Raw genomic sequence first — 23,348 nt, forward strand, 5'->3', positions numbered from 1 at the left:
ACCGGGCGCGCCCGGTGGCCGGTCTCCCCCTCTGTCACCTGAACCTGAGAGCTTCGCCGCGACGGGCGCGGCTTGCACCTTCGGTGAGGATCGGCGACCGGCGGTGCGGCCTCCGGGTCCCGCTTTCCAGAGGTGCCTCGCCCGCGCGGTCCTTTTGCCTGAGAGGTTCCGGGGAGGTTTGCTCCTTCGGCGCCCCCGCGCTGGCTGCGCCGGGGTCTCTCCCGCACGGGTTCGACGGCGATCTCCACCCTACCGGAGGCTTATTGCCACGACGTTAAGAGCGGGGAGTACCGACCGTAAAGGTCAGCGGTTCAGCGTGCGGAAGCGGCGGACGGTCAGCGGGACGAAGATCGCCAGCAGCACGCCGCACCAGATCAGCGTCGCCGCGACCGGATGCCGCAGCGGCAGGGCGGCGTGCGCCGTGACGACGCCCGGGTTGCCGAAGAGGCCGCGGCAGGCGGCGACCATCGCGCTCACCGGGTTCCAGTCGGCGATCACCCGCAGCCAGGCCGGCATGCCCGCGGTCGGCACGAAGGAGTTCGACAGCATCGAGACCGGGAAGATCAGGGGGACCATCTGGTCGGCGGTCTCCTCGTTCTTCACCAGCAGGCCGCAGAGCACCCCGGCCCACGAGAGCGCGTACCGCAGGAGGATGAGCAGGCCGAACGCCGCGAGCGCCCGCGGCAGCCCCTCGTGGATCCGCCAGCCGACGGCCAGCCCGCAGCCGACCATGATGACCATGCCGGCGAGGCCGACGATGATGTCGCCGCCGACCTGGCCGAACGGCACCGCCGACCGGGCCATCGGCATCGAGCGGAACCGGTCCATGACCCCCTTGGAGGAGTCGGTGGCCACCCCGACCATCGTGGCCATGAAGCTGGTCATCGTGGTCATCGCGAACAGGCCGGGCATGAGGTACTCCCGGTAGTCACCGCCGCCGGGGACCTTGATCGCGCTGCCGAAGACGTAGCCGAACAGCACGACCATCACGGCCGGGAAGACCAGAGCGCCGACGAGCTCCCCGGGCTGGGACCTCAGCTGGAGCAGATTGCGCCACACCAGGGTGAGGCCGTCGGTGAGGGTCCAGCGGAGCCGGCCGAGGCGGCCGGTGGGCGCGGCGGGGGCGTGGAGGGCCATCAGGCGCTCACCCTCTCTTCGGTCTCTCGGGCGTCTTCGGGGTCCTCGGTCCGGCCGGTGAGGCGCAGGAACACCTCATCGAGAGTGGGGCGCCTCAGCGTGACGTCCTCGACCCCGACGCCGGCGCGGTCCAGTTCGAGCACGACGGCGGGCAGGGTGAGGGAGCCGGCGGGGACGGGGACGCTCACCCGGCGGGACTCCGGATCGGTGTCCGGCTCGCCGATGCGGGACAGCACCGCGATGGCGTCCGCGAACGCGGCCATGTCGGACACGACCACGTCGATACGGCTGCCGATCTCACCCTTCAGCTCGTCGGGCGTGCCCGAGGCGATCACCTGGCCCCTGTCGACCACCGCGATCCGGTCGGCGAGCCGGTCGGCCTCGTCGAGGTACTGCGTGGTCAGCAGCACGGTCACGCCGTCGGCGACCAGCTCGCGGATCGTGTCCCAGATCTCCCCCCGGCTGCGCGGGTCCAGGCCGGTCGTCGGCTCGTCCAGGAAGAGCACGGGCGGCGCGGTGATCAGGCTGGAGATCAGGTCGATCCGGCGGCGCATGCCGCCGGAGTAGGTCTTGACCAGGCGGTCGCCGGCCTCGGCGAGGCCGAACCGCTCGAGCAGCTCGTCCGCGCGCCGCCGGGCGGCCTTGGCCGGCAGGCGGTAAAGGCGCCCGAAGAGCCGCAGGTTGTCGCGCCCGCTCAGCTTCTCGTCCATCGAGGCGTGCTGGCCCGCCAGGCCGATGCGGTAGCGCACCTGGTCGGCCTCGCGGACCACGTCGTACCCCGCGACCCGCGCCCGCCCGGCGTCGGGCAGCGTGAGCGTCGACAGGATCCGCACGGTCGTGGTCTTGCCGGCGCCGTTCGGGCCGAGCAGGCCGAGGACGCTGCCCTCGGGCACCTCCAGGTCGACCCCGCGCACGGCCTCCGTCCGGCCGAACCGCTTGCGCAGCCCCTCGGCCCAGATGGCCGGCTCCGAGCTCGTCATCTCATCGCTTCCCCTCTTACTGTGTACCCCGTACGCTTGATGTGTACAACGTACGCGCTCTGCGTACGTTGTACAAGCCCTGATAGGTTTGGTCGGGTGAGGGCGGGATGACTGACGCGGTGAACCCCGCGGACGACGGGCGGGACGAGCGGCTCCGCAAGGTGGCCGAGGAGTTCGAGAGGCAGCGGGCGCAAGGCCGGCAGAAGCCGACGCTCTGGGAGCGCCTCGAGGGTCCCGGCCGCGGCCCGCGGCCCGCGCTGACGCATCAGCAGATCGCCGCCGCCGCGGTCGAGATCGCCGACGCCGAGGGGCTGGGCGCCGTGTCCATGCGGCACCTCGCCGAACGCCTGGGCGTCGCCACCATGAGCCTGTACCGCTACGTCACCGGCAAGGACGAGATCTACGAGCTGATGCTCGACGCGGTGATGGCCGAGATCGCCCTGCCCGAGGGAGGCTGGCGCGAGGTCGCCGACGCGTACGCCCGCCAGTTCCGCGCGGTCAGCCTGCGCCACCCATGGACGATCCAGGCGTTCACCCGTGTCCCCATGGCCCTGTCCCCCAACAGCGTCGCGCTCACCGAGCAGGCCCTGACCTCGGTCGACGGCCTCGATATCGACGTCGACACGATGATGGCGGTGTTCGGCGCGGTGAGCGCCTTCGCGCGCGGCGCGGTCTTCTCCGAGGTGGCGCAGCGGGAGGTCCTGCGGCGCAAGGGCTGGGAGTCCGAGGACGACGTACGGCTGGCGTACCTGCCGTGGGTCCGGTGGATGCTGGAGTCGGGCCGCTACCCGGTGCTGAGCCGTTACATCGTCGAGGGATCCAATGAGGACGACGCCGACTGGCAGTTCGAGTTCGGCCTCACCTGCGTACTCGACGGCATCTCCGCACGGCTCGGCATCTGAGGCTCCCCTGGTGCCTCTCGCGAGGGCACCCTTCCGTACCCCGGAAGGCGGCACTGGGGACATCCCGCAGATAACCGAGCTGCCGGCCTGGGAAGATTCACCTCGTGCCCGCTAATGAATCCCCCGACCGGCCGCACGACGGTGACATGCTGACGCGGCCACGCGGCGAAGTCCCGGGCGGCACCACGGCCGATCCCCTGGTCGAGGAGCCCTCGCTGCCGGCGCGCATCCGCCGGCCCGCCGACGCCTTCCGGTTCCTGGTGTCCGTCGGCGTCATCGCGCTGATCCTCGGGCTCGCCCACGTGGCCCGCCAGACGACCACCGGCCTGTCCTCCGACATCACGCACGGCACCGAGCAGGCGCCGCACCTGCTCCTCACCCTCGCCGGGCTCGCCTCCGGCATCGTCGTGCTCGCCGTCCCGGTCGCCTTCGGCGTCGAACGCGTCATCCACCGCGACGGCCTGCGCATCGCGATCGGCGTGCTCGCCGCGGTCCTGGCCCTCGGTGTGTCGCTGGCGGTGGACTCCTGGGTGACCGCCGCCGGCATGCGCGACCTCGCGTGGTACCTCACGTGGAAGCGGCACGGCGGCTGGTTCCCCGGCCCGGCGCACATCGACATCACCCCGGTCATCGCCTACGTCACCGCCGTACGACTGTCCGGCCGTACGCGCTGGCAGGTCGTGACCTGGGCGGTCGTCGTCCTGGACGCGATCGCCTCTCTCACCGCCGGGGCCATCACGCCGCTCGCACTCGTCACGACGTACGTCATCGGGCGCGCCGTCGGGTACGGCACGCTGTACGCGGCCGGTTCGCCCAACACGCGGCCGCCGGGCCGCGCGGTGATGACGGCGCTGCGGCGGGTCGGCCTGGAGCCGGTCCGCGCCGCGCGGACCTCCGGCGATCATGACGACTTCCGCAGCTACGGCGCCACGCTCGCCGACGGCCGCAGCGTCGACGTGACCGTGCTCGACCGCGACCAGCAGACCGCCGGGCTGCTCTACCGGGTGTGGCGGCGCGCGCGGCTGCGCGGCGGCACCCCGCGCCGTACGATCCGTTCGCTGCGCCGGTCGCTGGAGCAGGAGTCACTGATGGCGTACGCCACGGCGGCGGCGGGCGCGGCCACACCGCGGCTGCTGGCCACCTCGGAGGTGGGCAGCGAGGCGGCGCTGCTGGCGTACGAGCACGTGCCCGGGCGCACGCTCGACGAGCTGCCCGAGGAGGAGCTGACCGACGCGCTGCTCGCCGACGTCTGGCGGCTGCTCGCCCTGCTCCAGCGGCACCGGCTCGCCCACCGCCGGCTGGTCGCCGCGAGCGTCCTCATCGCCGCGGACGGCCGCCCTCACCTCACCGACCTGCGCACCGGCGAGACGGCCGCCGGTGACCTCGCGCTGCGGATCGACCTGGCCCAGCTGCTCACCGACGTGGCCCTGCGCGTCGGCCCGGAGCGCGCGGTCCGTACGGCGGCGGCGGTGCTCGGCCCCGAGGCCCTCGCCGCCGCGGTTCCGCTGCTGCAGAAGGTCGTGCTGGCCCGGAGCACCCGGACCGCCCTGCGCCGTGACAAGCGGTCGCTCAGCGCGCTGCGGGAACAGATCCGCGTCCTGCGCCCGGAGATCGCCGCCGAGCCCGCGCAGCTCGACCGGTTCAGCCCCCGCACCCTGATCAGCGTGATCGCCGGGATGGTCGGCGCGTACATCCTGCTGTCCCAGCTCGGCAACGTCGACGTCTCCGGCCTGGTCTCGAACGCGGACTGGCGCTGGTTCGGCGTCGGGCTCGCGGCGTCGGCGCTCAGCTATCTCGCGGCGGCGTTCATGCTGCTCGGCTTCGTGCCGGAGCGGCTGCGGCTGTGGCGTACGGTGCTGGTCCAGCTCGCCGCCTCGTTCGTGAAGCTGGTGGCGCCCGCGGCGGTCGGCGGCATCGCGGTGAACACGCGCTACCTGCAGAAATCCGGCGTCCCGGCGGGGCAGGCGGCGGCCAGCGTCGGCGCCTCGCAGCTCACCGGGATGGGCTGCCACGTGCTGCTGATCCTGCTGTTCGGGTACGTCACGGGCAGCGGCGGCACCGGGCCCTCGCTCCCGCCCTCACGGACGATCATCATTGCGCTGCTCGCGGCGGCCGTACTGGCCGTCGTCGTCTTCTCGATCGGGCCGCTGCGCCGCCTCGTCACGTCCCGGACGCGCTCGCTGTTCTCCGGGGTCGTGCCACGGCTCCTGGACGTCCTGCAGTCCCCGAAGAAGATCGCCACGGGCATCGGGGGCACGCTGCTGCTCACCGTGGCGTTCGTGGTCTGCCTGGACGCCTCGATTCGCGCGTTCGGCGGGTCGATGGGCTTCACGACGGTCGCCGTGGTGTTCCTGACGGGCAACGCGCTGGGCTCTGCGGCGCCGACACCGGGCGGCCTGGGGGCCGTGGAGGGCGCCCTGTCGCTGGGCCTGACGCTGGCCGGCCTGCCGGCGGGTACGGCGACGTCGGCGGTGCTGATGTTCCGGCTGCTGACCTTCTGGCTGCCGGTCCTGCCCGGCTGGGCCGCCTTCACCCATCTCCAGCGTTCCGAGGCGATCTGAGGCGCCCGGAAACGGAGACCGCCGCGCGTACGGCGCCGTGCGGTTCGTGGCTCCGGCGGGTCAGCCCGTGGGGCGAGCCGGTTCGTATGGCGTCGTGGCGCTCAGGAGACAGGCCGAGTGTGGCGGGCACGGCGACCGTGAGCCGGTTTCAGGAGATGAGCCGGAAGTGGGTCGCGGCCCGTGCGGATCGCGAGCCGGTTCGTACGACGTCAGGAGATGAGCCGGGGATGGGTCAGCCCGTGCGGCGGGCGCGACGGCGGTGAGCCAGTTCGTCGCCCGGCGCGTCGTGGTCGCTGTGGGCGCGTTCGGCGGGGAGCTCGGCCAGACCGGCCTCCACCTCCTGCCAGACCCGTCCGAGCGCGATGCCGAAGACGCCCTGGCCGCCCTGGAGGAGATCGACGACCTCGTCCGGTGACGTGCACTCGTAGACGCTCACACCGTCACTCATCAACGTGATCTGCGCGAGGTCCTCCACGCCGCGGTTCCGCAGGTGCTCGACGGCCGTACGTATCTGCTGCAGTGACACTCCCGTGTCGAGCAGCCGTTTGACGACCTTGAGCACCAGGATGTCGCGAAAGCTGTAGAGACGCTGCGAGCCGGACCCGTGCGCGGACCGTACGCTCGGCTGCACGAGCTCCGTGCGCGCCCAGTAGTCGAGCTGGCGATAGGTGATGCCTGCGGCGGCACACGCGGTCGGCCCGCGGTATCCGACGTCGTCGGGAAGGGGCGACACCGCACCACCGAACAGGAGTCCCTGCTCTCCGGCGCGTTGAGAGGCATCACGCCTGTCGCGGGCCGCCTTGCCCTCGCCGCTGCTTGCCGCCACGCGGACCTCCGGCTCTATCATCCCGCAGTGATCCACCAAGGGGGTTTGACGGAATTACACCGCAGGTGTTCAAGCAGCACGGTAGGTCGCGGCCAGACGAGGGTCAACGTCCGCCCTCGGCGCGTCGCAGGCGACTGCAAACCGTTACGACGTCTCCAAATCACCGCAGTCGCTGTCTTTGGGGCATCTGCCCACGTACCACCGGCCTTGGTGACGAGGCTATGCCCCGGCTCGCATAGAGGAAACCTTCCGGCCTCGGCGTTTTCCCCACCCATGACCCGAATGCACCCCAGGTCAGAGCCCCAGGTCAGACGGGTGGTCGCCGCCGCGAGGCGCCCAGCGCGCGCGGCGGACCACGTACGCCGCGCCCCGAGTCATCCACAGCCTCCGGAACGCCTTTCCCCGGCGGGCCCGGCCCTGGACAATGAGAGTGGGATGGAACCCCCAGGGAGGGCGGGCGTTCCACGGAACCCGGCCACCTCCACGGGACCCGGCCACCTCCACGGAACCCGGCCACCTCCACGAAACCCGGCCACCTCCACGAAACCCGGCCACCTCCAGGGGGCCGGGCTGGGGCCATGCGTCAGCGGGCTGAGAACTCCTAACGGGAATGCTCATTTAGCGGACGGTGATGCTGGTCGGCTGACGTCCCGGTGGTCGCCCGGTGGGGGGAGGATGTTCACCCGTGTGGGTGATCAGTGGCCGAGGCGACTCGGGAACGCTGAGAGCATGGTGAGTGAGCGAACTGAAGTGCCTGCCCCACGTTGGGCCGTCTGGGCGGCCTACGCGTCCGCGCTTTCGGCGACCGTCGGGTTCATCCCTCTGCACGCGGTTTGGGCTCTGGGAGTTCCTCTGTTGGCTGACGAGGACGAGTTCAGGGACTGGTACGCGCAAGGCGGCGGGCCCTACCTCCTGGTACTCAGCGGGATGGCAGTGCTGGCCGGAATCTTGGCGGTGAGCCTCGTTCAACCGTGGGGCCGGGTCTTCCCACGCTGGGTGCCGTTGGTGTCGGGGCGGAAGGTGCCTCGTCGGACGCTGTTCCATACAGCGTTCACGGTCTCGGCATTCTTGGTGCTGTATACGGCATGGGCGGCATGGCAGTTGGCCCACGAATTCAACGACGACGGCATCTTCAGCCCGTGGATCGTCGTCTACGGGATCCCGCAGTTCCTGGTCTGGGCCATCGGCCTGTTTTTGGCTGCCTGGTCATACCGCGCCCGTACTGTCTGACGGCGGCGTGCCCGGCCCTCCCCATCGGGCTCGCTCGCTCTGAGATCAGCGGACGAGGCGTCGCCGGCGGATGATGGCGGCGGCCAGGGTCATGAAGGCCTCGTGGATGTCGTCGCGGATCTCCCAGCGGATGCGCAGGCGGCGGAACCAGTGCAGCAGGCCGATCATGCGTTCCACGACGTAGCGGTGGACGCCCAGCCCTGAGCCGTGGGCGGCACCTCCCCGGGCGATCATGGGTTTGATGCCCTTCTTCCAGACCAGGCGCCGGTATTCGTCAAGGTCATAGCCCCGGTCGGCATACAGCCGGTCGGGCCGGCGGCGGGGTCGTCCGACCCGGCCGCGCACCGGTGGAATCGCCTCGATCAGCGGGATGAGCCGGGTGACGTCGTTGCGGTTGCCGCCGGTCAGGCTGAGGGCGAGGGGGATACCGCCATGCGTGAGCGGCCGGGGCGGCGTGAGGTCTGTGCCCGTGGCGGTATCGCGTCCACGGCGCCGAGGGTCGGCCCGTATGGAGCGCCCCCGCCGGTCATCGGCGCGGACGGAGGGCCGACGACGGATCAGGGGCGTGCGGCCGGGTCAGGTGGCGCGGCCGAAGTCCTCGGGCGAGATCGTGTCGAGGAACTCCCGGAACTTCTCGACCTCGTCCTCCTGCTCGTCCGGGATCGCGACGCCGGCCTCCTCCAGCACGTCCTCGCTGGCGAAGATCGACGCGCCGGTGCGCAGCGCGAGGGCGATCGAGTCCGAGGGGCGGGCGCTGACCTCGACTCCGTTGGAGAAGATCAGGTCGGCGAAGAAGATGCCCTCCCGCAGGGCGGTGATGTTCACGGTGCGGAGCTGGACCTCGAAGGCGTCCAGGACGTCACGGAACAGATCATGAGTGAGCGGACGCGCGGGCAGCACACCCTGCTGGGCGAAGGCGATCGCGGTGGCCTCCACCGCCCCGATCCAGATGGGCAGGTAACGGTCCCCATCCGTCTCCTTCAGCAGCACGATGGGCTGGTTGGAGGGCATCTCGACCCGTACGCCGACGACCTCCATCTGCTTCACTGCGGCTCCCTGCTGAGACGGCTTACCCGAAACCCTTTAGCCCAACGTACACCCGGGCCGGGCCGTGCCGGGGCGCCGCGGAGGGCCGGATCCGCCCGGTTCACCGGGCGTACGGGCCTGGTCGGGGCACCGCACGGCCCCCGAAAGCGGTCGGCGAGCAGCATCATGATCTTCCTCTCGCCGCAGGGACTCCGGGCGTGCCGCTACCAAGAGTCGCGACCGAACTCCGTACAGTCACGGGTCACCCGTCCCACCGTTCCTCGGTCCGCGGCGGTCGACGAGAGGCGGCGGACCCGTGCGAGGGCTCCGCGACGGTGAACTCGCCGAGGGACGCCCGGCCGCCGGGCCGGGAGGGGTCAGGGTTCGAGGGTGGCCCGCAGTCCCGCGGAGACGAGGGCCGCGTGCAGCTTCAGCGACAGCGACGCGATCTCCTTCGCGGTCTCGGCGGCGCGTGCGTGGGCGCCCGGGCTGCGCTGGCGCATGGTCGGCGCGACGGCCGCCTCGATCAGGCCGACCTCGCGGTCCGCCGCGGCCTTGACGGCCCGCAGGTGACGCGACTCGAAGCCGAAGGGGCGCAGCGCCGCGGCGGCGCGCGCGATCGTCAGCGCGTCGCCGTCGTACTGGCCGCCGACCCGGCTGACGAGCCCGAACTCCTCCAGCTCGCCGAGCACCTCCGGATCGATCCCGGCGGCGTCGAGCAGCTGCCGGCGCGTCAGCCGTACGTCGCCGGTGTCCTCGTGGACACTGTCGGTGGCGACGAGTCCGCGAGGCGTGCGGCGGCGTCCGCCCAGCGGCGGTGGGTTCTGTCCGCGGTCGACCGCGTCGAGGTGTTCCTTGATGACCCGCAGCGGCAGGTAGTGGTCACGCTGCGCGGCCAGGATGAACCGCAGCCGTTCGGCGTCCGCCGGGGCGAACTTGCGGTAGCCGGACGGGCTGCGCTCGGGTTCGATCAGCCCCTCCGACTCGAGGAAACGGATCTTCGAGACGGTGATGTCGGGGAACTCCGCCGACAGGAGTCCCAGCACCTCGCCGATCGTCATGGACGCGCGTGCGGCCGACCCGCTCATACGCGCCCCCACGGCGGGCGAAGGTCGACGGACCCGGCGGCGCGGACCTCATGCGCCCCGGGCGACCAGGCCTCCAGCGCCCTCACAGCCCTCCTGGAGGCCGCACGTCGGCGGCGTGGTGCGGGTTGGTGAGGAACACCAGCCGGAACTTGCCGATCTGGACCTCGTCACCGCCGGACAGGCCCGCCTCGTCGATCCGCTCGCGGTTGACGTAGGTGCCGTTGAGGCTGCCCACGTCGCGTACGGAGAACTGGGCGCCGCGGCGGTAGAACTCGGCGTGCCGGCGGGACACCGTCACGTCGTCGAGGAAGATGTCGCTGTCGGGGTGGCGGCCCGCGCTGGTGCTGTCGCTGTCGAGGAGGAAGCGGCTTCCGGCGTTCGGCCCCCGCTTGACGACCAGCAGCGCGGTGTTCGGCGGCAGGGCCTCGACGCCGGACTGGTCGGCGGGGACCTCGTCGCCGACGTCGCCCACCTCGGCGTCGACGGCGCCCAGCGATATCGTCGACGTCGGGTCGTTCGGCTCGCCCATCACCGGCGGCGGCCCGCTCCGCGTCAGCGGGGTGCCGCACTGCGAGCAGAAGCGTGCATCATCCGGATTGGCGTGACCACACTGCGTGCAGTAGACGCTCGGCATTTATCGGCTCGGCCTCCTACCTATGGCCTCGGGTGTGCCAGTGGCACCGTACGGCGCGGAGGACGAGCGCTCGGCACCGCGGGTCTGCTCGGTCCCCAGCACGTCATCCCCCTCCGAGCGCCGTCGGCGATGACGCCCGTTTCGTCCTCACCCCGCAACGACGACGGTTGCCGCAACTTACGCGGCAACGCCCGAGGGGTCAACCACGACAGGCGTCGTCTGCCCTCAAGCTACCGTCGGCACTGATCGCCGGTCCACGCCGCCGCGCCGGGGGAAGAACCAGGCGTACCTCTCGCTACCGAAAGTAGTGGATAACCACACCGCCTACGGCGATCTTACCGCCTGAACGGTGATTTTCTCACGCTGTGCGACCACGCCGTCGGCTCCGCTGTTGTGCAGGGTCCGAAGGACGCCTCCGGGGATGTTCATCGCCGTGGCGAGAGTGTGCGGATCGCCGATGACGAGGAACCGGTACGGCGGCGTGAGCAGGTGCCCGTCGGCCATCACGCCGCCGCCTCCGGACGGATCGGTGAAGTAGGTGCTCACGCCCACGCGTACGTCTCCGACCTGGACGACCTCGGCACCCGCGTCGCGCAGCTCCTCCAGCGTGTCGAGAAGGGAGGCGGCGCGTACCCGGCCCTGCGGGTCGTTGATGGTCAGCTCGATCCCGGGACCGGTGGCGGGCAGCGTGCCGGCGAGGATGCCGTACGTCGTGGCGCGGCGCCGGGCGTCCTCGAGCGCGGCCTGCCCCTGGGCGTCGTGTTCGAGCCCGGACTTGGTGGCGTCCAGGTCGCGGATGTCGGAACGCAGCCGGTCCGAACGCTGCGACAGGTCGCCGAGGATGCCGACCAGCTCGTCCTGACGCGCGGTGGCGAACTTGGTGTCCTTGTCGTTGGAGCGCACCTGGGCGGCGACGGCGAAGCCGAGCACCGCGCACAGCACGGCGACGATGAGCTGTCCACGGTTGAGGCGCGGGCGCAGCAGCCCCTTCCTCCCGGCCGCACCCGGGTTCTCCCCTCCGCCGGAAGGGGACTCCGGCTCACCGCTCCCCTCACCCACCGGTCCTCCCCCGCCGGAAGAGACCTCAGGCACACCACGCTCGCCGCTCCCCTCACCCACCGGTCCTCCCCCGCCGGAAGAGACCTCAGGCACACCACGCTCGCCGCTCCCCTCACCCACCGGTCCTCCCCCGCCGGAAGAGACCTCAGGCACACCACGCTCGCCGCTCCCCTCACCCACCGGTCCTCCCCCGCCGGAAGAGACCTCAGGCACACCACGCTCGCCGCTCCCCTCACCCACCGGCTCTCCTTCGGCGGAGGAGGCCTCAGGCGCGCCGGTCCGCTCGCTCTGCTCGCTCATGCCTGGAAGAGCTTGCGCCGGATCGCGGCGACGTTGGAGAAGATGCGGATGCCGAGGACGACCACGACGCCCGTGGACAGCTGCGAGCCCACGCCGAGCTGGTCGCCGAAGAACACGATGAGCGCCGCGATGATCGTGTTGCTGAGGAACGACACGACGAACACCTTGTCGTCGAAGACGCCGTCGAGCCGGGCCCGCAGGCCGCCGAACATGGCGTCGAGCGCGGCCACGATGGCGATCGGCAGGTACGGCTGAAGCCACAGCGGCACCCCGGGGTGGAAGACGAAGCCGAGCACGACTCCGGCGGCGAGGCCGATGAGGGCGATCACTTGGGGGTCTCCTCCGGCTGGGCGTAGCGGAGTTGCGGGGCGGGCGCCGCGGGGAGCCGCACGTCGTCCTCCTGGCGGATGTCGAAGCGAATGCCGAACGTGGCCTCGAGGGTACGGAAGGCGCGGCCCGCCGGGGAACCGGCGAAGTCCTTGCCGATGCCGTCGTCGCCGAGGGCGGTCACGACGTACGGGGGCGAGAGCGGCCGGTAGTCGACCAGGATGGCGTCGCCCGCGGAGCGGATCGCGGTCGTGGCGGTCATCCGCTGGCCGTTGACGGCGACCGCCGTCGCGCCGACCGCCCAGAGCCCGTTGACGAGCCGTTGCAGGTCCTGGTCGTAGATGCGACCGTCCTGCTGGGCGGTCGCGCCGTGCGCGGCGTGGGAGTCGTCCACCGTGACGACCACCCCCGCGCCGGAGGCGGGCGCCGCCGCCGCCTCGCCGGCGGCGCGGTCGAGCGACTGGTGGGCGTTCTGACCGGCGTCGCTGCGGGCCAGCGCCGAGCGGCGGAGGCTCTCGGTCTGCCGCTGCAGGGAGTCGGCCTGCCGCTGGAGGGAGTCGGTCTCGTCGGTACGCTGGCGGATCTGCGCGATCAGGGCGTTCCGCTGGCGTTCGGCGACCGGCGCGCCCCGGCGCACCTGGATGACCGCGACGGCGCCGAGCAGGCCGAGGAGCAGGGTCGCCGCGAGCAGCCGCGACACCCGCCCGGCACGGCCCGTCCGGCGGTCGGACCCGCCCGAGGCGGCCCGGCGCGCGGCGGCCTCCTCGTACCCCGGGTCGAGGCCGGAGCCGGACAGCAGGTCGGCGAGCAACGACATGGAGGCGTCCGGCCGGTCCCACCGCCTCCTCGCTCCCTCTTCGCTCATCAGATGTGCGGCGTGAAGTCCTCGGCTTTCAGGCCGGTGAGAGAACGCCGCTCCCTCCTTGGAATGTCGGTGACGGTGGTTAGCGTGTTCACATGCGGTTTCGGCTTCAGCCCACACCCACCCAGGAGCAGGTGTTGCTGGAGCACTGCACACACGCCCGATATGTGTGGAATCTCGCCTGTGAGCAGCAGAAACATTGGCGGCCGGGACGGGCGAGCACACCAGGCCATGCCGAGCAGTCCCGCCAGCTGACGGAAGCGAGGAAGGCGTTCGGGTGGCTGGCGGCAGGTTCGCAGACGGTGCAACAGCAGGCGTTGCGAGATTTCGCGCAGGCCATGGCGAACTTCTTCGCCGGGACGCATCGGCGGCCGACGTGGCGTAAGGCGGGCGTGCACGAGGGGTTCCGGATCGTCGGCCGACGTGGCAGCCATTGGGACGTACGCCGGTTGTCCCGCAAGGTGGGTGAGGTGCGGATACCGAAGGTGGGCTGGGTGCGGTTCCGCTGGTCTCGTCAGTTGCCCGGCGAGGCCAGGTCGTTTCGCGTGAACCGGGATCGGGCGGGGCGCTGGCATGTCGCATTCGCACTGATCCCTCCACCGGTGAGCGGGCCGGGTACGGATGCGGTCATCGGTGTGGACCGTGGCGTGGCCGTCTCGGCCGCCCTTTCCACCGGTGAGTTGTTGAGGGTGCCTGGCCTGCGCGAAACCGAGGCTGGACGCCTGGTGCGCTTGCAGCGCAGGCTGGCCCGTGCGCGGCGTGGGTCGAACCGCCGAAGGCGGGTCAAAGCCGCGATCGGCCGGTTGAAGGCCCGTGAGGTCGATCGGCGCCGGGACTGGGTGGAGCGGACCTCCACCGATCTGGCGCGCCGTTTCGACCTCATCCGCGTCGAAGACCTGAAGATCCGCAACATGGTCCGTTCCGCACGCGGCACCATCCACGCGCCGGGCAGCAACGTGCAGGCCAAGGCCGGACTCAACCGCTCGATCCACGCGGCGGGCTGGGGACGGCTGGTGCAGCGTTTGGAGGACAAGGCCACGGGCCGGGTGGAGAAAGTCGCTTCCGTCTACACGTCCCAGACCTGTAACGCCTGTGGGCACTGCGCAGCGGACAACCGTGAGAGCCAAGCGGTCTTTCGCTGTCGCGCCTGCGGGCACACCGACAACGCGGATGTGAACGCGGCCAAGAACATCGCGGCAGGACGTGCCGTGACAGCGCGGGGAGCCCTCCAGCCATTGGGCGGGGCTGCGAACCGCGAACCTCAACCTGCTCTCTCCTCCGCGTAGGAATGAGTGGCTTGGAATCCCCTGCCGTCAGGCGGGGGAGGACGTCAACCGCCCCATTGTGGCAAGCCCGCACCACTCACCGAACCGTGCGGGCGCTACAGACGGCTTCAGGGGAAATACTGTGGAGTTTCCGCACGGTCGGCCGGACACTTCCGGCATGACGCCGACGCAGAGTGCGCTGATCGTGCCCGTGCCCGAGGCCGAGGAGGCGGTCGCCCCGCACCGCGCGTCCCTCGACACCGCCGCCTCCTGGGGTGTGCCCGCGCACGTCACCGTGCTCTATCCGTTCCTGCCGCCCGGCCGGATCGACGACGAGGCGCTCGCCCGTGTCGCCGGCGCGGTCGCCGCCGTACCCCGGTTCGCGATGACCCTGCGGAGCGTCCGCTGGTTCGGCGACGCGGTCGTCTGGCTGGCGCCCGAGCCCGGCGAGCCCTTCCGGGAGCTCACCGCGGCCGTCTGGAGGCGGTTCCCCGAGACGCCGCCGTACGGTGGCGCGCACCCTGACTCGACACCGCACCTGACGATCGGGCACGACGCGCCCCGCCCGCTGCTGGAGCGGGCGGCCGACGCGGTCACGGCGCACCTGCCGATCCGCGCCGCCGTCGGCTCCGTCTCCCTCATCGTGGGGTCACCGGAGCCGGACTCCTGGCGCGCCGTCGCCGAGTTCCCGCTGGGCGACGGCGGGCGAACTCCCAGGGAACTCTGAGCGGGCTCGCACGTGTTCCCCAGGGCCCACCGGTGGACTGGACCCCGGCACACTCCGACGGTGGGGGGTCATCGATGGGACACACGGGGGAGGTTCCGCTCCTGCGGCTGCCGATCAGCGGCTGGACGGTGCGGGTGGGCCGGGGCGCCGCCGACCGCGCGGCGCTGGAGGTGTACGAGGGATCCCGGATGGCGGACGTCTGCGTCGCCACGCCCGTGTCGGTCTCGGTCCTGCGCGGGGCCTGGCGCAGCCCGCGCGGCGGCGTGCCCTGGGCTCTCGCCTGGGGCCAGCTTCCCACCGGGACGACCTCGGTCACCGCGGGGTTCACCACCGGCGGGCTCAGGCCGGGGGTGCGGCGGATCCCGGCGGTCGTCATCGAGGGCATCTACTGGGTGGCCGAGGCCGCGGGCGGCTTCGCCGGCGTGACCGTGCACGCGGGCCCGGTCCTGGTCAGCGGCCGGCTCCGCCGCGCACGCGCCCGCTGAGAGAGCCTTGTCAGGGACGGCGCCGGGCCGCGAGGCCCTCGACGGCGCGGGCGACCTCGCCCGGCGAGGAGATCATGGTCAGGTGACGGGCGCCCGGGATGAGGGTGGGCGGCGGGGCCCCGATCCGCCGGGCCGTGTCGGCCGCCGACGTCTTGGCGAAGACGTGGTCGTCCGCGCCGTACACGACCGCCTTGGGCAGGCTCACCCCGCGCAGCAGCTCCAGCCGGTGAGCCGGCAGGCCCGCGACGCCGTTCCGCAGCATGCCCCAGACCCCGGCCTCCGCCCCCGCGACCTCGTACGGGCGGCGCCACACGTCCACCCCGGCGGCGTCCAGGCGCGGGCAGGCCGGCCCGCACTGGGACGAGTAGATCTCGCGGATCAGCCAGTCGGAATGCACGACCATGCGCAGGAGCGTGATCCGGTACGGCGGGATCAGCAGGTGGCGGAGGACGGCCGGTGGGCCTGCGCCGCCGGCCAGCGCGTCGCCGTCGAGGAGCAGCAGCCCGCCGGCACGCGCGGGGGCGCGCAGCACCGCCTCGGCCACGATCGCGGCGCCGGCCGAGTGGCCGACGAGCACCGGCCGGTCGAGCCGCATCGCGTCCAGGAACGCCAGCAGCTGCCGTGTCTGGTGGTCCACCGTGTACGGTCCGCGGCGGGTCGTGTAGCCGGCGCCGTCCAGGTCGATGGCGTACACGCGGTGGTCGCGGGCGAGGAGCGGCGCGAGACGCGCCCAGGTGTCGGCGGACTCCGCGGCGCCGTGCACGAGCACGATCGGCGAGCCGCCGCTCCCCCACACGCGGTACCGCGTCCTCAGGTCGCCGGTCCGCACGTACGTCAGGCCGGCCGGAGGGCGCGCGCGGCCGGCCGTCGCCGCGTTGTAGATGAACGAGAAGACCGTCGCCGTCACGATGAGCGCCGCGACGACCGCCGCCAGGCGCCGCAGCCACCGCCGGACCCGGGACCGCCTCCGCGGGACGGGCGTGCCCTCGGCCGGCGCCTCCGCGGCCTCTTCCGCGCCGATCAACTACCGGCGCTCTCGACCACGCGCGCCCAGTCCTGCAGGAGGTCCTGGGCGGTGTCGCGGTCGGCTCCCTCGGCCCACAGGTGGGTGACGGCCTCCGCGGGGTCCGGCAGCACCAGGATCCAGCTCGTGTCGTCCTCGATGACGCGTACGCCGTCGGTGGTGTCGACCCGGCGGTCGCCGGCGGCCTCCACGACGTGGCGCATCACGCTGCCCTTGGCCGCCCACGGCGTGGGCACGGACCGTTTGAGCAGGTGCGCCTCGGGGATCCGATGGTCGATCTGGGACAGGGTCAGGCGCGTGCGGGCGACCAGCCCGAGCATCCGGATGAACGCCGCGATGCCGTCCACCGTCGGGCTGAACTCCGGGATGATGAACCCTCCGCGCCCGTCGCCGGCGAAGATGTTGTCCTCCGCGGCGGCGGCCTTGGTCAGCACGTCCTGCGAGGTCGAGGTCCACTCGACCTGCACGCCGTGGAAGCGGCACACCTGCTCGGCCACGCGCGTGGTGGTGACCGGCAGGGCCACGCGGCCGCCGCGCCGCTCGGAGGCGACCAGGTCGAGCACGACGAGGAGGCCGCGGTCGTCGCTGATCAGCTCGCCGTTCTCGTTGACGAGGGTGATGCGCTCGCCGACCGGGTCGAACCGCACGCCGAACGCCGCGCGCGAGGACGACACGAGCTCGCCGAGGCGCTGCAGGTCGCGCATGCGCTCGGCGAGGGTCTCGGTGGGCGACACCTCGTCGAGCCGGTTGTTGACGGTGAGGACCTCCACGCCGAGCCGGCCGAGGAGCTGCGGCAGGACGAGCGACGCGGTGCCGCCCGCGCAGTCGATGACGATCTTGAGCTCGGCCTCGCGGACGCCGCGCATGTCGATGCAGCGCTGCAGGTCGCGGACGTAGGTCTCCACGACGCGGGAGGGGTAGGTCAGCTCGGCGATCTCACCGGGGAACGCCCGGCGGTACTCCTGCCGCCCGAACACCCGCTCCAGCTTCCGCTGGGCCGCCTGGGACAGGTCGGCGCCGTGCTCGTCGAGGAAGACGATGTCGACGCCCTGCGAGTCGCCGGGCGTCGTGCGGATCACGATGCCGCCCGCGCAGTCCTCGCGCGCCGTCTCGTACCGCGCGACGGGGATCGGGCACGCCTCCAGGTCCCGTACGTTGATCGCGCTGGCGGTGAGCGCGCTCTGCACGGCCCGGTTGAGCGTGCGGGCGGCGCGCGAGGCGTCGCGGGAGGCGGTGACGCCGGCGCCCTTCTTCAGGGTCGTGGCGTACGCGCTGGCGAGCCGTACCGCGAGCTCGGGGGTGATCTCGACGTTGATCAGGCCGGAGACGCCGCGCGGGCCGAACAGGGTGCGCTGGCCGCGCGACTCCCAGATGACGCTCGTGTTGACGACCGCCCCGGCCTCGATCGTCTTGAACGGGTACACCTTGACGTCGCTGGAGACGTACGCCTCGGACTCGATCACGCACTCGTCGCCGATGACCGCGCCCTCCTCGATGCGGGCGCCGGCCATGACGTCGGTGTTCTTGCCGACGACGCAACCGCGGAGGTTCGTCGACGGCCCGATGAAGACGTTGTCGTGCACGACGGCGCGGTGCAGGAACGCGCCCTCCTTGACCACGACGTTGCTGCCGAGCACGGTGAACTCCCGCAGTTCGGCGCCGGCCTCGACCTTGGCGTAGTCGCCGATGTAGAGCGGGCCCTTCAGCACCGCCTCGGAGTCGACCTCCGCGCCCTCGGCGACCCACACTCCCGGGGAGACCTCGAAGCCGTCGGGCTCGATGTCGATCTTGCCCGACAGCATGTCGGCCTGGGCCTTGAGGTAGCTCTCGTGGGTGCCGACGTCCTCCCAGTAGCCGTCGGCGACGTAGCCGTACAGCGGGGCGCCCTCGGCGAGGAGCTTGGGGAACACGTCGCCGGACCAGTCGACCGGCTCGCCCGCCGCGACGTGGTCGAGGACCTCCGGCTCCATGACGTAGATGCCGGTGTTGGCGGTGTCGGAGAAGACCTGGCCCCACGTGGGCTTCTCCAGGAACCGCTGCACGCGGCCGTCGTCATCGATGATGATGATGCCGAACTCCAGCGGGTTGGGCACCCGCTTGAGCGCGATGGTGACGAGCGCGCCGTTCTCCTTGTGGAAGCGCACCAGGTCGGTCAGGTCGATGTCGGTGAGCGCGTCGCCGGAGATCACCAGGAAGCGCTCGTCGCGCAGGGCGTCCTGGGCGTTCTTGACGCTGCCGGCGGTGCCGAGCGGCATCTCCTCGGTCGCGTAGCTGAGGCTCATGCCGATCTCCTCGCCGTCACCGAAGTAGTTGCGCACGAGCGCGGCGAGGAACTGCACCGTCACGACGGTCTCGGTGAAGCCGTGCCGCTTCAGCAGGCGCAGCACGTGTTCCATGATCGGTTTGTTGACCACCGGCAGCAGTGGCTTCGGCTGGTTGGCCGTCATGGGCCGCAGCCGCGTCCCTTCCCCACCCGCCATCACAACCGCTTTCACGGGAGCCACTCCTTTGCGATGGGTGCGCCGATCATGGTCTGGGTTCCGCTCCCTTCAGTTCGCCGGGGCTGTGCACGGTCCGGACGAGCTGCCGGGTCTGGGCGGTGTAGAGCGCCGCCGCCCACCAGTACAGGCCGGTCCCCCAGAGCGTGAACGCCCAGCCGACGACCTTCGGGACCGTGGCCCACGCGCCCGAGTGGGCGCCCAGCAGCAGGAGCGGGAAGGCGTAGAGCAGGCAGAGGGTCGCGGCCTTGCCCACGAAGTGGACCGGGAGCGCCCCGTAGCCGTGCCGCCTGAGCACGTAGAGGGGGACGCCCATGTAGACCTCGCGGGCGACGAGCAGGACCGCGAGCCACAGCGGGACGATGTCGCGGACGACCAGGCCGATGAGCGTGGCGAAGATGTAGAGGCGGTCCGCCGCGGGGTCCAGGAGCGTGCCGATCCGGCTGGTCTGGTCGAGCATCCGGGCGAGCTTGCCGTCCAGCCAGTCCGAGAGCCCGGCGAAGACCAGAATGCCCAGTGCCCACCAGTCCTGCTCGATCAGTATGAGCCACAGAAAGACGGGGACACCGAGCAGACGGGCCAAGCTCAATGCGTTCGGCCACGTCCACAGACGGTCGTTCAACGGCCACCTCCCGCTCCCCAGCGCTGGTCATGACCTTACCTGTCGGTACTGGCGTGCCGAATAAGTGGTGCTGGACACAACCGGAACAGGCCATTGACGGCGCACGCTGCCCGGACATCTGACCTGCGCTCCGCCGGTCGCGGGCCGGGTCCGATCTTCGCGGGCCGGGCCCGTCCGGCATCGGCCAGCCACGGAGACGGCGCTGGCCCGGACCGCGCGCCGCATGTTATTGATCCGGCCCGCGGGCCGGCCGGAGCACCGCCGGATCGGGCCGTGGCGCCGCGTCCCGGCCCGCCGCCCCGGCGGCGTGAACGCCTCCGCCGGCCGCCCGCCGAGCGCCTCCATCGGCCGCTTCCGCGGGGGCCCGTGCCACCTCGACGCAGTTTCCACTCGGATTGCTCCGGCTGCTCTTTCGCCAAGCCGCAGCGGGGAGACCTGACCGCGGGTCGCTGCCGACAGGACGCATCCCCGCCCCCTTTTGAACGACACCCTCACGGGTCGTGAGCCACCACGGACCAGCGGACGCGATGGCGGTGAATGATCGGCGAGGAGACCCACGGCCCGGCACGCACACATCCGATTTGCGGACATCATAGATCCTGCACATACCCGGTGCACGTGCATATCGGCGGACCAGGTTCCGGACGCATTCGAATTCATCGATGGAGTCGGCCAAATCGCACAATAACGTCGACCGTCCACCGATGCGGCGACCGCATGAAGGGGCGCCGGGCGCACACGGCCTTGGCTGCCTGAGCCGGCGCGGCGTCCAGCGCCCGTATCGCCGGCCCCCGGATGCGCGTCAGGGCCGGCCAGTGACGGAGCCGGACCTTCTGGGGCGGATCGGGACCCCGTCATCTTCTTCTCGTTCCGCCGGCCACACGGGTTGGGCGGTGCGATTCGTTGGAGATCCACAGAGGATCGGCACACCCGCTGACCTGGTGGAACACTTCGAACGTAACTCCATGTGTCACGGCGGCGGAAGAGGATCGGGCGGACGGAAATTCGCAACGGGCGCGGCCCCGGATCCGTAACTCGCCGACGCCCCGGGCGCCGCTCGCCCCGCCGGCCGGGGCAGCTCACGACGCGGTCGTCGGCCAGGGCACCTGCGGTGAGCGGTAGTAGTTCACCGACAGCGCCGACCAGCGGGGGCCCTGCGCGGCGAGACGCAGCCGGAAGTCGCTCCACGTGCGCGCCGCCCGCGGCGACCAGCCGATCTCGGCGATGGCCGGCAGCCGCGGGAAGGCCATGTAGTCGATGTCGTCGTCGGTGACGATGGTCTCCGACCACAGCGGGGCCTCCACGCCGAGGACGTCCTTTTCGGTCACGCCGTCGACCAGCGAGGCGGGGTCCCAGTCATAGGCGTCCCGGACCTCGACGAGACCGGCCCAGTCCTGCCCCAGCCGGGTGTTCTCGTCGTACTTCATGTCGAGGTAGGCGCGGTTCGCCGGGGACATCACGACCTTGGCGCCCTGGGCGACGGCCTCGCGCACGGTCCTGGTGCCGCTCTCCGAGCCCGTGGCGGTGTTCCAGTACTGCGCGACCGACCCGGCCGGGAGTCTCCCCGCGCCGATCTCGTTCCAGCCCGCCATCTTCTTGCCGTGCCCGGTGACGATCGGGCCGATCCTGCCGATGTACGTCGCGTAGTCGGCGGCCGTCGTGCTGTGCGCCTCGTCGCCGCCGATGTGGAGATACGGCCCGGGGGTCAGCCGGGCGAGCCGGCCGAGCACGTCGTCGAGCAACTCGTACGTCACGGGCTTGGCGATGCACCAGGAGCTGAACCCGACGTCGGTGCCGGTGTAGAGCGGCGGCGCCTTGTCGTCGCAGTTGAGCCTGGCGTACGAGGCGAGGGCGGCGTTGGTGTGGCCGGGCCCGTCGATCTCCGGGACGACCGTGATGTAGCGCTCGGCGGCGTAGCGGACGATCCGGGTGTAGTCGGCCTGCGTGTAGTGGCCGCCCTTCCCCCCGCCGACCTCGGTGCTCCCGCCGTAGGAGGCCAGGCGCGGCCAGCGGTCGATCGCGATGCGCCAGCCCTGGTCGTCGCTCAGGTGCAGGTGCAAGGTGTTGATCTTGTACAGCGCGGCCAGGTCGATGTAGCGCTCGACCTGGCCCACGGTGAAGAAGTGCCGGGCGACGTCGAGCATCGTGCCGCGCCACGCGAAGCGCGGGGAGTCCTCCACCCGCACGCCGGGCACGGTCCACGGGCCGCGCTGGACGGTCGACGCCTCCACGGACGGCGGGAGGAGCTGGCGGAGCGTCTGGACGCCGCGGAACAGACCCTCCGCCGTGCCGGCCTCCAGCCGCACGGACGTCCTGCTCACGGCGAGGCGGTAGGCCTCGCCCTTCTCCCGGCCGGACAGGGCGAGCGAGATGACGTCGTGCGGGGCGCCGCCGGTGATCACCGGCAGGCGGTAGCCCGTGGAGCGGCGCAGGATGCCGGCGAGGTAGGTCCCGGCCGTGCCCGATCCGGGCCGCGCGACGATCCGGGTGGCACGGGTGAGGGTGAACGTCACCCCGGGGACGGCCCGCACCGACGAGGGCTCCGGCACCAGACGCGGCGAGGCGACGTGCGGGGTGGCCGTGGCCCGCCGGGCGGTCGCGGGAGCGCCGGGGACGCAGACGAGGGCCGTGGCCGCCGCCCCGGCGGCCAGGACACGGCGTCCGCGGTCGGTGCGCCCGGCGAGAGTGCCGCCGGGACGGTCGGACCGGGCCGGTGGTGCACCTGCCACGCGAACCTCCGCTGGGAACGGGCGGCCCGCGCGGGCCGCGTGCGCCCGGGCCCCGCCCCGCCCGGCGGTGCTCGGCCGACGTTTGTTAGGAAGGTTTCCTATATGACCCGCGACGATAAGGAAACTCTCCGACCACGTCAAGACGGTTCCTCGCCGACCATCCTAACCGTCGGTCATGGCGCGCGTCAGGACGCGCGCCCGCCTTCCGTACGAGCCGTACGGGGGTGAGCCCGGCGCGTACGCCATCGGACGTCGCGGACGACCCGGCGCCGGCGATCGCGTACCGCGAGGCGGCCCCCGGGCGGTGAGCCGGGGGCCGGGTGCGGCGCGACGAGGCGTAGCGTCGAAGGTACGGCGAGTTCGGAGGTCGGACATGAACGCGGACATGAACACCGTCGAGGAGAACCGCCACATCCCGGTCGCGGACGTCATCCTGGAGGCCGACGTCGCCGTCCCGGCCCAGGCCCGCGGGGTGGTGCTGTTCGCGCACGGCAGCGGGAGCAGCCGGCACAGCCCCCGCAACCGCCACGTCGCGAGCGTGCTGCGCGAGGCGGGCCTGGCCACCGTCCTGGTCGACCTGCTCACCCCGGCGGAGGAGCAGCGCGACGCCTGGACCGCGGAGCTCCGGTTCGCGATCGGCATGCTCGCCACACGCGTCGCGGCGCTGGCCGACTGGGTCTCGGCGTTCTCCCGCACCGAGGGGCTGGGCATCGGGCTGTTCGGCGCCAGCACGGGTGCGGCGGCCGCGCTCGTCGCGGCGGCGGAGCGGCCCGAGATCGTCCAGGCGGTCGTCTCCCGGGGCGGACGGCCGGATCTCGCCGGGGAGTACCTGCACCTGGTCCGCCAGCCCACGCTGCTGATCGTCGGAGAGAACGATCCGGCCGTCATCGACCTGAACCGCCGGGCGCTGCGCGAGCTGCCCGGCGAGGGGCGCCTGGAGATCGTCCCGGGCGCGTCGCACCTCTTCGAGGAGCCCGGGGCGCTGGAGCAGGTGTCGTCGCTGGCCCGTGACTGGTTCCTGCTGCACCTGCGGCCGGTGGCGCACGTCGTCGGGGGCTGACGCCCC

General features: G+C 71.9%; 21 protein-coding genes, 1 pseudogene and 2 riboswitches. Of the genes and pseudogenes, 7 read left to right on the forward strand and 15 right to left on the reverse strand.

The features are described 5' to 3' along the window. Positions 1–21: 21 nt before the first annotated feature. A riboswitch (glycine riboswitch) is annotated at positions 22–136 on the reverse strand. Further along, a riboswitch (glycine riboswitch) is annotated at positions 137–234 on the reverse strand. It abuts the riboswitch before it with no gap. 69 nt (positions 235–303) lie between these two features. Both OG417_RS30215 and OG417_RS30220 read right to left on the reverse strand, forming a co-directional pair. Further along, positions 304–1,137 (reverse strand): ABC transporter permease, encoded by an 834-nt coding sequence (locus OG417_RS30215; protein ID WP_329235705.1) that lies wholly within the window; start codon positions 1,135–1,137, stop codon positions 304–306. Then, complete coding sequence (locus tag OG417_RS30220) at positions 1,137–2,117, reverse strand: ATP-binding cassette domain-containing protein (RefSeq protein ID WP_329235707.1); 981 nt, start codon at positions 2,115–2,117, stop codon at positions 1,137–1,139. The genes OG417_RS30215 and OG417_RS30220 overlap by 1 nt, the downstream gene beginning before the upstream one ends. 107 nt (positions 2,118–2,224) lie before the next feature. On the opposite strand from OG417_RS30220, the gene OG417_RS30225 reads away from it, so the two are divergent. Together OG417_RS30225 and OG417_RS30230 are read left to right on the forward strand one after the other, a co-directional pair. Continuing rightward, the gene (locus OG417_RS30225; protein ID WP_329235710.1) at positions 2,225–3,019 is read left to right on the forward strand and encodes a TetR/AcrR family transcriptional regulator; all 795 of its coding nucleotides are present in this window, start codon (positions 2,225–2,227) and stop codon (positions 3,017–3,019) included. A gap of 104 nt (positions 3,020–3,123) precedes the next feature. Next, a complete protein-coding gene (locus OG417_RS30230; RefSeq protein ID WP_329235712.1) occupies positions 3,124–5,580 on the forward strand; it encodes a lysylphosphatidylglycerol synthase transmembrane domain-containing protein in 2,457 nt (818 codons plus the stop codon). Positions 5,581–5,812: 232 nt separating this feature from the next. Here OG417_RS30230 and OG417_RS30235 read toward each other — a convergent pair whose 3' ends face one another. Continuing rightward, entirely contained in the window at positions 5,813–6,406 is a 594-nt protein-coding gene (locus OG417_RS30235; protein ID WP_329235714.1) for a MerR family transcriptional regulator, read from the reverse strand. 855 nt (positions 6,407–7,261) lie between these two features. Here OG417_RS30235 and OG417_RS30240 point away from each other — a divergent pair. Then, positions 7,262–7,636 (forward strand): hypothetical protein, encoded by a 375-nt coding sequence (locus tag OG417_RS30240; RefSeq protein WP_329235716.1) that lies wholly within the window; start codon positions 7,262–7,264, stop codon positions 7,634–7,636. A 45-nt stretch (positions 7,637–7,681) separates the two neighbouring features. Here the strand turns inward: OG417_RS30240 and OG417_RS30245 are convergent. The 7 genes and pseudogenes from OG417_RS30245 to OG417_RS30275 form a co-directional block, all read right to left on the reverse strand. Then, a pseudogene (locus OG417_RS30245) lies at positions 7,682–8,065 on the reverse strand (transposase); the annotation flags it as partial. Between the two features lie 147 nt (positions 8,066–8,212). Beyond that, positions 8,213–8,683 carry a bifunctional nuclease family protein gene (locus tag OG417_RS30250; protein ID WP_329235718.1) on the reverse strand — a complete coding sequence of 157 codons (471 nt, stop codon included), beginning with the start codon at positions 8,681–8,683 and terminating at the stop codon, positions 8,213–8,215. Between the two features lie 356 nt (positions 8,684–9,039). Further along, positions 9,040–9,750: a transcriptional regulator FtsR gene (ftsR, locus tag OG417_RS30255; protein ID WP_329235721.1), complete on the reverse strand. Its 711-nt coding sequence runs from the start codon at positions 9,748–9,750 to the stop codon at positions 9,040–9,042. An 82-nt stretch (positions 9,751–9,832) separates the two neighbouring features. Next, complete coding sequence (locus OG417_RS30260) at positions 9,833–10,384, reverse strand: FHA domain-containing protein (protein WP_329235723.1); 552 nt, start codon at positions 10,382–10,384, stop codon at positions 9,833–9,835. A gap of 324 nt (positions 10,385–10,708) precedes the next feature. Further along, positions 10,709–11,443 (reverse strand): DUF881 domain-containing protein, encoded by a 735-nt coding sequence (locus OG417_RS30265; protein WP_329235725.1) that lies wholly within the window; start codon positions 11,441–11,443, stop codon positions 10,709–10,711. Positions 11,444–11,739: 296 nt separating this feature from the next. Continuing rightward, complete coding sequence (locus OG417_RS30270) at positions 11,740–12,072, reverse strand: small basic family protein (protein WP_285576105.1); 333 nt, start codon at positions 12,070–12,072, stop codon at positions 11,740–11,742. Continuing rightward, positions 12,069–12,935 (reverse strand): DUF881 domain-containing protein, encoded by an 867-nt coding sequence (locus tag OG417_RS30275; protein WP_329235727.1) that lies wholly within the window; start codon positions 12,933–12,935, stop codon positions 12,069–12,071. Before OG417_RS30275 ends, OG417_RS30270 begins: the two co-directional genes overlap by 4 nt. A gap of 92 nt (positions 12,936–13,027) precedes the next feature. Here OG417_RS30275 and OG417_RS30280 point away from each other — a divergent pair, with 92 nt between their 5' ends. The 3 genes from OG417_RS30280 to OG417_RS30290 all read left to right on the forward strand — a co-directional run bounded on the left by OG417_RS30280 (position 13,028) and on the right by OG417_RS30290 (position 15,409). Next, positions 13,028–14,218: an RNA-guided endonuclease InsQ/TnpB family protein gene (locus tag OG417_RS30280; RefSeq protein ID WP_329235729.1), complete on the forward strand. Its 1,191-nt coding sequence runs from the start codon at positions 13,028–13,030 to the stop codon at positions 14,216–14,218. Positions 14,219–14,375: 157 nt separating this feature from the next. Next, positions 14,376–14,924, forward strand: coding sequence for a 2'-5' RNA ligase family protein (locus tag OG417_RS30285; RefSeq protein ID WP_329235731.1), 549 nt, complete (start codon positions 14,376–14,378; stop codon positions 14,922–14,924). 74 nt (positions 14,925–14,998) lie between these two features. After that, the gene (locus OG417_RS30290) at positions 14,999–15,409 is read left to right on the forward strand and encodes a hypothetical protein (protein WP_329235733.1); all 411 of its coding nucleotides are present in this window, start codon (positions 14,999–15,001) and stop codon (positions 15,407–15,409) included. Positions 15,410–15,419: 10 nt separating this feature from the next. On the opposite strand, the gene OG417_RS30295 is transcribed toward OG417_RS30290, so the two are convergent. The 5 genes from OG417_RS30295 to OG417_RS30315 form a co-directional block, all read right to left on the reverse strand. After that, positions 15,420–16,433 carry an alpha/beta fold hydrolase gene (locus OG417_RS30295; protein WP_329235735.1) on the reverse strand — a complete coding sequence of 338 codons (1,014 nt, stop codon included), beginning with the start codon at positions 16,431–16,433 and terminating at the stop codon, positions 15,420–15,422. Further along, positions 16,430–18,928, reverse strand: a complete 2,499-nt coding sequence (locus OG417_RS30300; RefSeq protein ID WP_329235737.1) for a mannose-1-phosphate guanyltransferase — start codon at positions 18,926–18,928, stop codon at positions 16,430–16,432. The genes OG417_RS30295 and OG417_RS30300 overlap by 4 nt, the downstream gene beginning before the upstream one ends. A gap of 31 nt (positions 18,929–18,959) precedes the next feature. Beyond that, positions 18,960–19,553: a CDP-alcohol phosphatidyltransferase family protein gene (locus OG417_RS30305; protein WP_442875586.1), complete on the reverse strand. Its 594-nt coding sequence runs from the start codon at positions 19,551–19,553 to the stop codon at positions 18,960–18,962. Between the two features lie 226 nt (positions 19,554–19,779). Next, positions 19,780–20,160 (reverse strand): DUF397 domain-containing protein, encoded by a 381-nt coding sequence (locus tag OG417_RS30310; protein WP_329262728.1) that lies wholly within the window; start codon positions 20,158–20,160, stop codon positions 19,780–19,782. Positions 20,161–20,632: 472 nt separating this feature from the next. Next, positions 20,633–22,282, reverse strand: coding sequence for a beta-N-acetylhexosaminidase (locus tag OG417_RS30315; RefSeq protein WP_329235739.1), 1,650 nt, complete (start codon positions 22,280–22,282; stop codon positions 20,633–20,635). A gap of 373 nt (positions 22,283–22,655) precedes the next feature. Here OG417_RS30315 and OG417_RS30320 point away from each other — a divergent pair, with 373 nt between their 5' ends. Then, complete coding sequence (locus tag OG417_RS30320) at positions 22,656–23,342, forward strand: dienelactone hydrolase family protein (RefSeq protein ID WP_329235741.1); 687 nt, start codon at positions 22,656–22,658, stop codon at positions 23,340–23,342. Positions 23,343–23,348 lie beyond the last annotated feature (6 nt).

The organism is Actinoallomurus sp. NBC_01490 (assembly GCF_036227085.1).
Taxonomy (GTDB): Bacteria; Actinomycetota; Actinomycetes; order Streptosporangiales; family Streptosporangiaceae; genus Actinoallomurus; species Actinoallomurus oryzae.